The organism is Amycolatopsis sp. NPDC004368 (assembly GCF_053602515.1).
Genome location: NZ_JBSGDT010000033.1, coordinates 42,621 through 55,894 on the forward strand (window position 1 = coordinate 42,621; position 13,274 = coordinate 55,894).

Sequence of the window (13,274 nt, forward strand, 5' to 3'; positions counted from 1 at the left end):
CATTGTGGCGAGGCCGACGCCGGCCCGCTTCCCACGAACGGACGATCCACAATGGCCGGTGGAGGCGGCCGGGCCGCCCGATCGGGACGGGCGACAAACCGGTCGATCAACGCATTCGCGACCTGCCTATGCTGTGCGCCATGACGAGCGACCTGGGGTACGACTGCTCCTGCTGCGGCCGGCACCACGACGAACTCCCGCTGGGCTACGGCACCTTCGCACCGGCCTACTGGCACGACGGCCTGGCCGGCAACCCCGACAGCGTCCTCGGCGACGAGCAATGCGTGATCGAGGGAGAGCACTTCTTCGTCAAGGCCCGCTTGGTCCTGCCCACCCTCGACGCCGGCGACGACTTCGAATGGGGCGTGTGGGTGTCGCTCAGCAAGGCCGGCTTCGCCCGCGTCACCGAACTGTGGACCACGCCGGAACGGGTGCAGGAGCCGCCGTACTTCGGCTGGCTCGCCACCGAGCTCCCCACCTACGAGCCCACCACGCTGAACCTGAAAACCAACCTGCACAGCCAGCCCGTCGGCGTCCGGCCGATCGTGGAACTCGAGCCCACCGATCACCCGCTGGCGGTCGAACAACGCACCGGGATCACCCGTGCCCGCGTCCAGACGATCGCGGAGCTGCTCCTGCATCCCCACCGGTGACCGCGCCGCATCCCGGCGTACCGGCGGCCGCGCGCCGATAAAATTCGCGGACGGACCATCGATGGGCGGGCGGCTCGTTCGTCGTGGAGATGGACGGGCCCGATCGGGGCCCCGACCGACGGGATGCGTGCGATGGCGAAGTACCTGCTCCTCATCTACGGGGACGAGCAGATCTGGGAAGCGGGCTCCGCGCAGGGGCGGGCGGAGATCGAAGCGGGACATGCCGCGTTCAACACCGCGGCCGGGGCCGCGGTGCTCTCCGGCCACGAGCTCCTGCCGACGGCGACCGCGACGAGCCTGCGGGGCAGCGCGAACGGCCGGCCGACGCCGACCGACGGGCCGTTCCTCGAGTCCAAGGAGGTGCTCGGGGGTTACTACGTGGTGGAGGCGCCCGACCTGGACGCCGCCGTCGAGCTCGCCGAGCGGCTGCCCGAGCTCAGGGTGGCGCACAGCGGGGTCGAGATCCGGCCGATCAACGAGCCGCGGTAGGCGGGCCTTGACCGAGGATGCCGACGTCATCGATGCCGTCGCGCAGGCGCACCGTCGCGAGTGGGCCGGCGTGCTCGCCGCGACGGTGCGGGTCGTGCGTGATCTCGACCTGGCCGAGGAGTGCGTGCAGGACGCGTACGCCCGGGCGCTGCGCACGTGGTCGGCGAGCGGTGTGCCGGCCCGGCCGGGCGCGTGGCTGACCACCGTCGCGCGCAACCGCGCGAAGGACCTCCTGCGGCGGGAGTCGGTGCTGCGCTCGGCGTTGCCCCTGCTCGTCGTCGACGACGTCGTGACCGAGCCGGCGGACCCCGAGACCGTCGGAGACGACCGGCTGCGGCTCATCTTCACCTGTTGCCACCCGACCCTCTCGCGCGATGCCCGGGTGGCGCTCACCCTCCGGTTGGTGTGCGGGCTGTCCACCACCGAGGCCGCGCGGGCGTTCCTGGTGCAGGACGCGGCGATGGCGGCCCGGATCACCCGGGCGAAGAAGAAGATCAGCGGTGCCCGGATCCCCTACCGGGTGCCCGGCCCCGGCGACCTTCCCGAACGGGTGGGTTCCGTCCTCGACGTCGTGCACCTGGTGTTCACCACCGGCCACCTCACCCCGGTCGGCGACCGGCTGGTGCGGCGCGACCTCGTGGACAGCGCCCTCCACCTGGCCCGCACCCTGCACCAGCTCCTGCCCGGCAACACCGAAGTCACGGCTCTCCTGGCGTTGCTGCTGCTCACCGACGCCCGCCGCGACACCCGGCTTTCCGAGGACGGGGAGCTCGTCCTGCTGGCCGACCAGGACCGTGCGCGCTGGGACGCGGTTCAGATCGAGGAGGGCACCGCACTGCTCACCGACACCTTGCGGCTCGCGGGCCCGACGAGGTACGGCGTGCAGGCCGCGATCGCCGCGGTCCACGCCGAAGCGGCGAGCTGGGAGGACACCGACTGGGTGGAGATCGTCGGCCTGTACGACGTGCTGCGCCGCCTGTGGCCGTCGCCGGTCGTCGACCTCAACCGGGCCATCGCCGTCGGCTTCCGCGACGGCCCGGCTGCCGGCCTCGCCGCTCTCGCGCCTCTCCTGGACGACCCGGCCCTCGGCACCCACGCCTACCTCACCGCCGCCCGCGCCGACTTCCTGCGCCGCCTGGGCCGGTGGGCCGAGGCCGATGTGTCGTACGAGGAGGCGCTGACGATGACCGACAACGAGGTGGAGCGTGCGTTCTTGCTGAGCCGTCGGGAGGAGGTCAGGCCGCACCTCGGCTGATCGAGGGCCTCGCGGGCGACCTCGTCCCTTCCCGCGCTGACCCGGCGGACTCCGCCCAAACGGCTCAGCGGATCCGTCGCCCGGTCTCGGCACACGAATACCCGCCCAGTTCCTCGATCTCCGCCCTGAACTCCGGTCGGTCGAGCAGCTCCCACAACGGCGCGAGCAGGTCGTGGGACAGGTCGTCGGGGCGCAGGACCAGGTCGTAGGGCTCCTGGGCGACGGGGACGAAGTCGAGGTCGAACGCGCGGGCCGCGGCGAGAATGCCGAGGCCGGTGTCCGCGCGGCCGGCCGCGATGGCGGCGGCGACGGCGAGGTGGGTGTGCTCCTCGCGCGCGTAGCCCGGGATGGCGGCCGGGTCGATCCCGCGGCGGGTGAGCTCGTGGTCGAGCAGGGCGCGGGTGCCGGCGCCGCGCTGGCGGTTGACGTACCGGAGGCCGGGCTGGGCCAGATCGTCGATTCCTTTGATCCCACCGGGGTTTCCGGGGGCGACGAGGAGGCCTTGATCGCGGTGCACGAGCCGGATCACCGCGGCGTCGGGGCCGAGGAGCTTGTCCACATAGGGCAGTGTGTACTCCCCTGTGGACGGATCGAGCAGGTGGGAGCCGGCGAGGTGGCACAACCCGTCGCGCAGGGCGACCAGGCCGCCGAGCGAGCCGACGTTGGAGGAAGCGAGCGTGACGAGCGGGTCGGCGGCGCGCAGGGCGGACGCGGCGAGGTCGAGCACGAGGTCGTGCGAGCCGATCGCCACGATGGTGCGGTTGATCTCGCTCAGCCCGCGCAGCAGCTCCACCTGCACGTCGGCGGCCGCGTGGTGGCCCTCGACGCCCGCCGGGACGACGAGCAGGCCGTCGGCGCGCACGAGGGAGGTGAGCACGCCGGCGCCGCGGGGCAGCGGGGTCGCGACGACCTGGCCGCGCACCCGGCCCAGCCGCACGCGCACCCAGTCGTCCATCCCGACCACGGACGGCAGCTTCCGGGCCAGCCGCGCCGTGGTGACGGGCCGCTGCCGCGTGGCCGCGCCCTCGAGCTCGGCCAGCGCCGGCGCGGCGAAGATGTCGAACGTCAGCGCGGCCGAGACCGGATACCCCGGCACACCGATCACCGGCGTGGCCGGCTCCCCGCTCACCACACCCAGCACAACGGGATGGCCGGGCCGGACCGCGACCCCGTGCACCGCGAGCGAGCCGGCTTGCGCGACCACGCGGGCGGTGTAGTCGTCGCGTCCGGCGCTGGATCCGGCGATGAGCAGCACGAGGTCGGCTTCGGCGGCGGCCGCGCGCAGCACGGCGGTGATGGCGCCGGGATCGTCGGCAACGATGTCGGTGACCCGCGCGGTGCACCCCACCTCCCGCGCCTGGGCGGCCAGCATGAGCGAGTTGGTGTCCGGGATGTCCCCGGCCTCCAGCGCCGAGCCGAGCGGACGGATCTCGTCACCGGTCGGGATGATCACCACGTTCGGCGCCCGCCGCACCGCCAGCTCGATCACCCCCGCGGCCGCGCACGCCGCCACGTCGACCGGCCGCAGGCGGTGCCCTTCGGGCAGCAGCAGCTCTGCCGCGCTGATGTCCTCGCCGATCGAGCGCACGTGCTGGTAGGGCGGCACCGCCGCCCTGAGCTCGGCGCCGTCGGCGGTGTGGTGCACGTGTTCGCGCATCACCACCGCGTCGTACGCCGGGGGCACGGGGTCGCCCGTGTCGACGACCTCGAAGTCACTCAACACCACCGGCGTCGTCTCCGACGCGCCCACCGTGTCGGCCGCGCGCACGGCGATCCCGTCCATCCCGGAGGAGTCGAACGCCGGCGAGGACCGCCGCGCCCACACCGGTTCCGCCGTGACCCGCCCGACCGCGTCACCCACCGGCACGCGCACCACCGCCACCCGCGCCGGACACCCGGCGGCGGCGCGCGCCTCACCCCAGGCGGCGTGAGCCCGAGCGGCCGGGACGTCGGAGACGAAGGGACTGTTCATGCGTACAGCGTTACCTCAATCCCGGTGCCGGCGTCGAGCCCGGCCGGCCGAGACGAAGGACCGGTTCACCCGTACACCGTGACATCGACCTCGGCACCTTCATCAAGACCCGTTGCCGCCTCGGGCACCACCACGTAGCCGTCCGCCCGGGTCAGCACCGACAGCAACGCCGACGGCCCGAACAACGGCTCCGCAACCCCGCCACACACCCGAACCTGCACCACGTCCAACCGCCCCGCGGCCGACGCCAGGCCGCGCGACAAGCGGGCCCGCACGTTGGGCCGCGCGGGCGGCGTTGAGCACCCACCCAGCCGCCACACCAGCGGGACCCCGATCTGACCGAACACCACCAGCGCCGACAGCGGATTGCCCGGCAGCCCGACGACCGGAATCCCTCCGCAGGTGGCCAGCAACGTCGGCTTGCCGGGCTTGATCGCCAGCCCGTGGCACCACACGTCCCCCACCTCGGCCACCGCGGCGGCCGTCTCGTCGCGCGCGCCCACCGACGAACCGGCCGACACCACCACCAGGTCCGACTTCGGCAGCACCGCCGTGAGCCGCTCCTTCAACGCCCCGGGTTCGTCGGAGACGATGCCCGCGAGCACCGGGTCGCCCCCGGCCTCGAGGACCAGGCCCGCCAGCGCCGACGCGGTGGCGTCGCGAACCTGCCCGGCACGCAGCGAAGGCGTTTCCGGCGGTACGACTTCATCGCCGGTCGAGATGATCGTGACGCGGGGACGGGCGTGCACGGGCACCGAAACCACGCCGGCCGCGGCGAGCAAACCCAGCTCCGGCGCCCGCAGCGGACGCCCACCGGGCACGAGCGCGGCTCCGGCGACCACGTCGTCGTCCGCGCGCACGAGACCGCCGCCCGGCGCAACCGGGCGGGTGACCTCGATGGTGCCGGGCATGGTTTCGGCGGTGAACTCGACCATCACGACCGCGTCCGCACCCGGAGGCAGCACTCCCCCGGTCGGCATCGCGACGCAGCCGCCGGGCCGCACGGCCACCGTCGGCTCCGCGCCCATCCGGACACCGCCGAGCAGGTCGAGGTAGGACGGCAGCCCCTCCGAGGCGCCGTACGTGTCGGCCGCCCGGACCGCGAATCCATCCACAGTGGACTTGGAAAACCCCGGCAAGTCGTGCGGCGCCGGGATTCCCGCGGCGGGCACGCGGTGCAGCGCTGCCGACAACGGAACCTGCTCCACCGGCGTGCGGTGCTCCGGGCGGAACCCGGCGAGGGCTTCGGCGACCGTGCGGGTGGTGAAGAACTCCCGTCCGCTCACCGGTTCGGCTGGTCCTTCGCCCCTTCGGGCTTGGGCTGCGCCCGCGCGGCCGCGCCGCCCTTCGCCAGGCCCAGCACCGACACCACCGGCCCGAGCGCCACCTGGCCGAGCCCGCAGATGGACGTCTTGCGCATGGCCTCCTCGAGCCGCAGGATGCGCTCGCGCCCGGCCTCGTCCAGACCGCCGCCGTCGAGCGCACCGGTCAGCAGCGTGTGCGCCTTCGTGGATCCGACGCGGCACGGCACGCACTTGCCGCAGGACTCGTTGCGGAAGAACCGCAGCACGTTCGTCGACGCGGCCAGCAGGTCGGTACCCTCGGCCAGCACCACCACCGCGCCGGACCCGAGCATGGTGCCGGCCTCGGCGAGCGTGGCGAAGTCCAGACGGAGGTCGAGCCGGTCGGGACCGATGAAGTTGGACGACGCCCCGCCCGGTTGCACAGCCCCGATCGCCGCGCCGCCGAGGACGCCGCCGGCGGTGTCGATCAGCTCCCGCACGGTCGTGCCCATCGGGACGCAGTAGACCCCGGGCTGCTGCACGTGCCCGGAGACGGCGAAGAACTTCCAGCCGACGGACTCCCCGGCACCCTGCTCGTGCCACCACGAGGCACCGCGCTGCAGGATCACCGGCACGTCGGCGAACGTCTCCACCGAGTTGATCAGGGTCGGTCGCCCGTGCAGGCCGTAGTTGCCCGGGAACGGCGGCTTGTTGCGGGGTTCGCCGCGGTGGCCTTCCATGCACTCCAGCAGCGCGGTCTCCTCCCCGAGGATGTACCCGCCGGGAGAGACGAAGAGGTCCAGCTCCAGTCGGCGTCCGCTGCCACAGGCATCCGGCCCGATCACGCCCGCCTCGCGCAGCGCCGCGATCTCCTCGCGCAGCACGCGCTCTTCGGGCCCGTACTCGTGGCGGATGAAGACCCAGCCCTCTTCGGCGCCGACCACGGCCATGCCGAGCAACAGCCCTTCCAGCACGAGGTGGGGCTGGTCGGCGAGGATCTGGCGGTCCTTGAACGTGCCCGGCTCGGACTCGTCGGCGTTGCAGATCGCGTACTTCACCGTGCCCGGCGCACCGGCGACGAGGCGCCACTTCTGCCCCGTCGGGAACCCGGCACCGCCCATGCCGCGCAGCCCGGACTCCTTCAGGATGTCCACAATGGACTCGGCACTGATATCACCCGCCAGGAACGCCCGCAGCGACGAGTACCGCTGCGGCACACCGGAACCGGCCGGATAGGGGTCGTTGGGCCACGGCTGCTCGCGGCGTTGTGCCGACGCCGGTGAGACGCCGGCGCCACGGGCGGCCGTCACCAGCTCGTCGACGGCGGACACCGGGCCCGGGTGTTCGTTCACCGCCGCGGCGGGCGCGCTGTCGCAGCGGCCCAGGCAGGACACCTCGACCAGCTCCACGTCGGTGTCCTCGCCGTAGGCTTGCTTGATCTCCGCGATCCGGTCCTCGCCCGAGCGCAACCAGCACGACAGGTCGTGGCAGACGCTGACCTGGACCTTCGCCGGCGGAGTGGTGCGGAAGTGCGGGTAGAACGAGATCAGCCCCTCGATCTCGTACCGCGGCCGGCGCACCTCGCGCGCGAGGTCCTCCAGCTCTTCCCGGGGCAGCCACCCGAGCCGGGCCTGGATCGCGTTCAGCGCCGGGATCAGCGACGGGCCGGGGAACTTCCCCGCCCGGGCCTCGACGCCGGGCACCCGCTCGGGGCTGAGGGTCATTCCGCGACTCCTGCCGTTGCGACGGATTCCGTGCGCGCCGCACCCATGGCCTCCACCTGGACCGCGCAGAACTTGAACTCGGGAATCTTGCCGTAGGGGTCGATCTCGTCGATGGTCAGCAGGTTCGCCGCCGCCTCCCGGAAGTGGAACGGGATGAAGCAGTTGCCCAGCTGCTCCCGGTGCGAGATCCGCACCTGCAGCTCGATCACGCCACGACGGGACCGCACCCGCGCCAGCTCCCCGTGCGCGAGGCCGCGGTCGGCCGCGTCCTTCGGGTGCAGGTACACCTCCGGCACCGGCGCGATCGAGTCCAGGGCGAACGAGCGCCGCGTCATCGACCCCGTGTGCCAGTGCTCCAGCAGCCGTCCGGTGTTGAGCACCAGCGGGTACTCCGAGTCCGGGAGCTCCTTGGCCGGCAACCACTGCGCGGGCACGATGTGGGCCAGGCCGTCGTCGGTGTTGAAGCGCTCGTCGAACAGGACCACGGTGCCGTCGCTGTGCTCCGGGTCGTCGTTCGGGTAGAGCTTCCCCGAAAGGCCCAGGTTGTCGTGGCGCAGGTTCCGGTACGACGGCATCAGCGACACCATCTCGTCGAAGATCTCACCCGGCGAGGAGTAGTTCCAGTCCAGGCCGATCCGTCGCGCGATGTCCTGCACGATCTCCCAGTCGACGCGCGCCTGCCCGGGCGGGTCCAGCACCTTGCGGCCGAGCTGCACCCGCCGGTCGGTGTTGGTGTAGCTGCCTTCCTTCTCCAGGTAGGAGGACGCGGGCAGGATCACGTCGGCGAACTCGGCGGTCTCGGTGAGGAAGATGTCCTGCACGACCAGGAAGTCGAGTGCCGCCAGAGCCTTCCGGACTTTGTTGATGTTCGGGTCGGACAGGAAGGGGTTCTCCCCCAGCATGTACATGCCGCGCACGCCGCCGGGCTTGAGCACCGACCCGATGATCTCGGTGACGGTCAGGCCGCGTTTCGGGTCGAGCTTCGTACCCCACGCCTGCTCGAACCGCTCACGCGTCGCTTCCCGGTCGACACCCTGGTAGTCCGGGTAGAACATCGGGATCAGGCCGGCGTCCGAAGCACCCTGCACGTTGTTCTGCCCGCGCAGGGGGTGCAGTCCCGTCCCGGGGCGGCCGACGTTGCCGGTGATCGAGCACAACGCGATCAGGCAGCGCGCGTTGTCGGTTCCGGTGGTGTGCTGGGAGATGCCCATCCCCCAGTAGACGACCGCGGCGCCGGCCTCGCCCCATTCCCGGGCCACGGCGCGGATCAGGTCCGCGTCCACGCCGGTGATCTGCGCGGCGCGCTCGGGCGGGTAGTCGGCGACCGTGCGGGCGAGCTCGTCGTAGTTGGAGACCCGCTCGGCGATGAACTCGCGGTCGATCAGGCCGAGGCGGATCACCTCGTGCATGATCGCGTTGTAGAACGCGACATCCGTGCCGGGCTTGACCTGGCAGTAGTAGTCGGCGTGTTCGGCGACCGTGTTGGCGCGCGGGTCCACGTACACGACCTTCGTGCCACGCCGCCGGGCCTGCTTGAAGAACGAGCTGGCGACGGGGTGGTTGGCCGTCGGGTTGGAGCCGGCGATGATCACGACGTCCGCGTTGGCGACGTCGCTGTAGGTCGTCGATACCGCTCCCGAACCCACGCCCTCGAACAGCGCGGCGACCGAGGACGCGTGGCACAGCCGGGTGCAGTGGTCCACGTTGTTCGTGCCGAACCCGGCGCGGATCAGCTTCTGGAACAGGTACGCCTCTTCGTTGGAGCACTTCGCCGAGCCGAACCCCGCGATCGCGCCCGGGCCGCCGCTCGTGTGGATCTCCTTGAGCCGCGCGGCGATCAGGTCCAGTGCCTCGTCCCAGGTGGCCTCCCGGAAGTGCGGCATCACCTCGTCGTAGTCGACCAGCCCACCCGGCTTGCGCCGCCCGTCGCGGCCCTTCTTGCCGCCACTGCGGCCCCCGCCCCCGCCGGAGCGGCCGCGGTCGTTGAACCCGTCGCCGCGCACGTCGGCCGACAGCGGGCCCTTGGGGTAGGAGGAGTCGATGCGGATCAACGGAACCGTGAGCCGCTGCGGGGAGGCCGCGTAGTCCCAGCCGTAGCGGCCCTTCACGCACAGCCGGCTCTTGGATCCCGGCTGGTCGCGGCCCTCGGCGAACGCGATCGCACCGCGGTCGCGGTCGACGTAGTAGGTGAGCGCGCAGCCGACGCCGCAGTAGGGGCAGACGCTGTCGACCGCGTCCAGCTGCTCACGCGGCTGGATCGGGATGAGGTTGATCGGCTTGTTGGTCAGCGCGCCCGTGGGGCAGGCCTGCACGCATTCGCCGCACGTGACGCACGAGCTGGATCCCATGGGGTCGTTGAGGTCGAACGCGATCTTCGTCGAGTAACCCTTGCCCGAGCGGCCGATCACGTCGTTGCCCTGGATGTCGTCGCAGGCGCGCACGCAGCGGTCGCACAGGATGCACGCGTCGTGGTTCACGTCGATCACCGGGTTGGAGCCGTCGACGCCGCGCCCGGAGCCGCACGGCAGCTCGGTCGTCTCGCGGGCCACGTCGAACCGGTCGGCCAGCTCCAGCAGCAGGTTGTCCCCGGTCGTGGTCTGCTTCGGGTCCTGCTCGCGCGGCGGCTGGTCCGACAGCAGCAGCTCGGTCAGCGTGGCGCGGTTGCGTTCCAGCTCCGGCGTGCTGGTCTTCACGTCCATGCCGTCTTCGCACGGGCGCACGCAGGCCGCCGCGAACGCCCGGCCCCCGGTGTCGACCACGCACATGCGGCACACGCCGACCGGGTCGTAGCGCTCGTTGTGGCAGAGCACCGGGATGTCCACGCCGATCTGTTTCGCCGCGTCGTAGATGCTGGTGCCTTCGGGCACCGTCACGGACTGCCCGTCGATGTTCGCCGTCACGGTGCGCACGGCTGCGCGCGGCTCTTCGACTGTTGTCATCACTGACCTCCGTCATGGAGCGCGTCCTGCATACAATATACGTCACGCGGTCAGGCGTCGAGGAGCAGATCGGGCAGATCGGCGACGTCGACCCGGCCTTTTTCATCGAGCCCACGAGAAACGTAGTAACTGTCGACCATTGCCTGCAACCGTTCGGCGGTCAGCGAAGCTCTGCGCCCCGATTCGAGCTCCAGCGGCGTCGCCAGCATGCGGGGCGGCAGCGTGTCGTCCGCGGCGGTGGCGCCTTCGCGCTGGTTGAACGCCCGTTTGGCCCGCACGATCCGCCGCGCGGTGTCCCGGAGCTCGGCCGCGTCCATCGACCAGCCGGTGACCAGGGACAACAGCCGCGCCCATTCGGTGAACGGGTCCTCGAACACCCCGCGCAGGAACTTGCAGAGGATCATCGAGTCCATCACCGCCGCGCGGTCCTCGGTCCCGATCGCGGCGGACACGTGGGCCGCGCCGCCGTCGAAGCGGTTCACCGCGCCCGACAGGTCCGCTTCGTAGGCACCGGAACGGTTGTGGTCGGCGCCGCGGGCGTTCACCGCCAGGCCCAGCGCCATCGACTGGAGGCTCCGCGGCTCGTAACCCGGTAGCTCCAAGCCCTTGACCTGCGGGGCGAAGTCGAGCGACCCGTGCCCGACGAGCCGCGCCGCGCGCCGGGATCCCTGCGCCAGCAGCTCGCCGAGACCCGGTTCCCGGGCACCGATCGCGTCGAGGGCCCGCAGCAACGCGGCGCCGTCGCCGAACTTCAGCCACGGTTCGTCGAGCAGCCCTCGTTCGACGCACTCCATGGCCCACGCGATCGTGCCCCCGGCCGAAATCGTGTCCAGCCCGAGTTCGTCGCACTTCGCGCTGGCGGCGAACACGTCGTCCGGGTCTGAGACACCGCACAACGGGCCGAGCGCGAACACGTTCTCGTACTCCATGCGCTGGCTGCCGCCGCCCTTGCGGGAGTAGATGTGCTCGCAGCCGATCGAGCAGGAGGCGCAGCTGTTGCGGGCGACGCCCCGCATCTCGTGCAGCTCCTCCGCGGCCAGCTTCGGCGCGCCGTCGAACGTCGCCGCCGTGAAGTTGCGGGTCGGCAGCGTGCTGACGGCGTTGAACGCCAGCAGGTTCGCCAGCGTCCCCAGCTCGCGGTACTTCGCCGTCGCCGGGCCGAAACTGCGTTTGCGCAGGTCTTTCGCCGCGGCCAGGACACCGGCCGGGTCGGCGACGGCGACCTTCGTGGCCGAGCGGACCAGCACCGCCTTGACGTTTTTCGCGCCCAGCACGGCGCCGAGCCCGCCGCGGCCGGCGTGGCGCCCGTCGTGGCTGATCGTGGCGTACCGGACCTGCCCCTCCCCCGCCGGTCCGATCGCCGCCGTGCGCCAGCCGCGCCCGAACCGCTTCCGGACCTGGGTTTCCGCCTCCGCCGCGGGCAGCCCGGCCAGCTCCGGCGCCGGTTCGAGCCGGACCTCGGCCCCGTCGATCACCAGTACCGACAGCCGATCCGCCCGGCCGCGGATGACGAGGGCGTCGTGCCCGGTCAGCTTCCCGGCGATCGCGAACTGGCTGGACGCCAGCGCATCGGTCAGCAATCCGGTCAACGGTGACTTGGCCACCACGGCGAACTTCGCGCTCGTGGTCAGCGGAGTGCCGACGAGCGACGAGAAGACGAAGGCCAAGGGCGCTTCGGGCGCCAGCGGGTCGACTCCCGGCGGTGCGAAGCGGTGCAGCAGCCACGTACCCAGCCCCACCCCGCCGAGGTAGGCCCGCAGCACCCGCTCGTCCAGCTCGCACACCGTGCCCGTGGCCGTGTCGGCACCGACCTCGACGATCAGCGCCCGTCCGAAAAAACCGCCCGCCGCCATGTCACGACTGTAGGCCTGTGCGCACCGGAAAGCGCCGCTCAGCCGCCGGCGTCGGCCGACAGGAACGCCACCGAGTCCCCCGTGGCCAGCGGCAACAGCGGATCGCGGGTCACCTGGTCCCTGTTGACCGCGGCGACCACGTGCCGATCCAGCGCCAGCCCGGCCAGCTCGGCGGCCTCGCCCAGCGTCGCCGCCCGCCCCGCGCGCGGCCGATGACCGTCCCGGCCCGCCAGCGCGCCGAACCGCTCGACCGTCACCTCCGGCGACGGCCGCGCGACCACCGCCGCGTAGTCCTCCGGCGTGTTCACGTTGACGACCGACTCCAGCTCGGGATCGAACCGCGCCAGCGCCCGGTCCGCGAGCAGCTGGTCGTCTTCGAGCTGCGCGACCTCGCAGTGCTTGAACAACATCCCCGGGCGCAGGTCACCCTCCCCCACCAGCCGCGCGATCAGCCCGGCGAGCGACGTCCGATACCCGGCGGCGAGCGGCTGGCGGAACCCGCGCGCCACCGGCATCACCATGTCGGCGCCCGTCTCCGCCACACCGCGCAACACCCGCCGCACGAACGCCGGATGCAGGAACGGCATGTCGGTGGAACAGACGAACGCCGCCTCGGCCCGCTCCCGCACCGCATCCAGCCCCGCGGCCACCCCCTGCATCGGCCCGAGCCCCTCCACGGGGTCCTCGACGACCTCGACCCCGGCCGGCAGCCCCGGCAGCTCCTGCCCCGCGGCCGCGACGACCACCACCGGACCGTCGACCACCCGCCCCAGCAACGCGCTGGTGCGGTACAGGAACGTCGAACCGTGCCACTCCAGTCCGGCCTTGGGGCGCCCCATCCGCGAAGAACGCCCGCCCACCAGGACGACACCCGCCTCAGTCTGCACGGGCGAAGGATAACGCTGTTCCTCGGACCCGCGCCGATTCGTTTCCGGCTCGCCGCCCCCGGCGGCGCTGGTCGTAATACTTCGTTTCTTCCGGCAACCATCGGTACGTCGCGGTCGCCGAGGACGCAACGGTGTCCGCGGTGGCGGGCGGGCACGCCGGTCGCGGACAGCCCGAGGCCACGTCGCCGACCTGAGCCGCGCGATCGAGCCGATCTGAGC

The 13,274-nt window shown here is 72.1% G+C and carries 9 protein-coding genes; 3 read left to right on the forward strand and 6 right to left on the reverse strand.

Features of this window, described 5'->3' with window-relative positions:
- The first annotated feature begins 140 nt into the window (after positions 1-140).
- From ACWEOE_RS33305 to ACWEOE_RS33315, 3 genes are all read left to right on the forward strand, one after another.
- Positions 141-653, forward strand: a complete 513-nt coding sequence (locus ACWEOE_RS33305; protein WP_452016232.1) for a DUF2199 domain-containing protein — start codon at positions 141-143, stop codon at positions 651-653.
- A 132-nt stretch (positions 654-785) separates the two neighbouring features.
- The gene (locus tag ACWEOE_RS33310) at positions 786-1,142 is read left to right on the forward strand and encodes a YciI family protein (protein WP_452016234.1); all 357 of its coding nucleotides are present in this window, start codon (positions 786-788) and stop codon (positions 1,140-1,142) included.
- Positions 1,143-1,149: 7 nt separating this feature from the next.
- Positions 1,150-2,397, forward strand: coding sequence for an RNA polymerase sigma factor (locus tag ACWEOE_RS33315; protein ID WP_452016236.1), 1,248 nt, complete (start codon positions 1,150-1,152; stop codon positions 2,395-2,397).
- Positions 2,398-2,461: 64 nt separating this feature from the next.
- Here ACWEOE_RS33315 and ACWEOE_RS33320 read toward each other — a convergent pair whose 3' ends face one another.
- The 6 genes from ACWEOE_RS33320 to mobA all read right to left on the reverse strand — a co-directional run bounded on the left by ACWEOE_RS33320 (position 2,462) and on the right by mobA (position 13,055).
- Positions 2,462-4,369, reverse strand: coding sequence for a molybdopterin biosynthesis protein (locus ACWEOE_RS33320; protein WP_452016238.1), 1,908 nt, complete (start codon positions 4,367-4,369; stop codon positions 2,462-2,464).
- A 65-nt stretch (positions 4,370-4,434) separates the two neighbouring features.
- Positions 4,435-5,655: a molybdenum cofactor synthesis domain-containing protein gene (locus ACWEOE_RS33325; protein ID WP_452016240.1), complete on the reverse strand. Its 1,221-nt coding sequence runs from the start codon at positions 5,653-5,655 to the stop codon at positions 4,435-4,437.
- A complete protein-coding gene (locus ACWEOE_RS33330; RefSeq protein WP_452016242.1) occupies positions 5,652-7,376 on the reverse strand; it encodes an NAD(P)H-dependent oxidoreductase subunit E in 1,725 nt (574 codons plus the stop codon). The genes ACWEOE_RS33325 and ACWEOE_RS33330 overlap by 4 nt, the downstream gene beginning before the upstream one ends.
- The gene (gene fdhF, locus ACWEOE_RS33335; RefSeq protein ID WP_452016244.1) at positions 7,373-10,315 is read right to left on the reverse strand and encodes a formate dehydrogenase subunit alpha; all 2,943 of its coding nucleotides are present in this window, start codon (positions 10,313-10,315) and stop codon (positions 7,373-7,375) included. The genes ACWEOE_RS33330 and fdhF overlap by 4 nt, the downstream gene beginning before the upstream one ends.
- A gap of 50 nt (positions 10,316-10,365) precedes the next feature.
- Positions 10,366-12,168 (reverse strand): aldehyde ferredoxin oxidoreductase family protein, encoded by a 1,803-nt coding sequence (locus ACWEOE_RS33340; protein ID WP_452016246.1) that lies wholly within the window; start codon positions 12,166-12,168, stop codon positions 10,366-10,368.
- Positions 12,169-12,206: 38 nt separating this feature from the next.
- The gene (gene mobA / locus ACWEOE_RS33345) at positions 12,207-13,055 is read right to left on the reverse strand and encodes a molybdenum cofactor guanylyltransferase (protein ID WP_452016248.1); all 849 of its coding nucleotides are present in this window, start codon (positions 13,053-13,055) and stop codon (positions 12,207-12,209) included.
- Between the last annotated feature and the right edge of the window lie 219 nt (positions 13,056-13,274).

Bases quoted from the DNA above. Each gene is read 5' to 3' on its own strand.
- ACWEOE_RS33320 (WP_452016238.1), bottom strand. From the start codon at position 4,369: ATGAACAGTCCCTTCGTCTCCGACGTCCCGGCCGCTCGGGCTCACGCC.
- ACWEOE_RS33340 (WP_452016246.1), bottom strand. From the start codon at position 12,168: ATGGCGGCGGGCGGTTTTTTCGGACGGGCGCTGATCGTCGAGGTCGGT.
- ACWEOE_RS33305 (WP_452016232.1), top strand. From the start codon at position 141: ATGACGAGCGACCTGGGGTACGACTGCTCCTGCTGCGGCCGGCACCAC.
- ACWEOE_RS33330 (WP_452016242.1), bottom strand. From the start codon at position 7,376: ATGACCCTCAGCCCCGAGCGGGTGCCCGGCGTCGAGGCCCGGGCGGGG.
- ACWEOE_RS33310 (WP_452016234.1), top strand. From the start codon at position 786: ATGGCGAAGTACCTGCTCCTCATCTACGGGGACGAGCAGATCTGGGAA.
- fdhF (WP_452016244.1), bottom strand. From the start codon at position 10,315: ATGACAACAGTCGAAGAGCCGCGCGCAGCCGTGCGCACCGTGACGGCG.